Here is a 472-nt window from a genome sequence, read left to right as displayed (position 1 = left end):
ATTTAAAGCACGCCCTTTGATTTCCGCCACCCTGTCATGCAAATGGCCATACAAGTGATACCAACCCTGATAGCAGCCGTCCCATTCCTGTATCGGATAGTGAAAGAGAACCAGCGTATTCTTAATTTCCGGCAATTTGAGTTTCAAATACGGCCGTATGGACGACAGCAGCGGATGGCCGTCATGCTTGGTTTGGCTGCGGAAAAAATCGGCATGCTGCCGAATCACATGATCATGATTGCCGTAAATCAAGTGATGCTGCCCGTTCAAACGCGACAAAACGCGCTCTATCTGCTTATGGTCTTGGGCAAAGGAAAAATCGCCCAAGTTGTACACCGTATCTTCAGGCGTAACGGTTTCATTCCACGTTTGGATTAAAAATTCATCCATCTGCTCCACGTTATCAAACGGTCGAAATTGCGGGCAGAATTTGGCAATGTTTTTATGTGAGAAATGTAGGTCTGATGTGAAG

At 46.2% G+C, this 472-nt stretch carries 1 protein-coding gene; it reads right to left on the bottom strand.

All coding sequences use genetic code 11. The features are described from left to right. The coding region (locus tag ACTHUM_RS19285; protein ID WP_440403898.1) for a phosphoesterase at positions 1 to 472 on the bottom strand (472 nt) is incomplete at both ends.

It is taken from the genome of Neisseria sp. P0021.S006 (genome assembly GCF_051956895.1).
The sequence above is the reverse complement of the archived record's forward strand: the minus strand, read 5'-3'. Positions and strand labels throughout refer to the sequence as shown.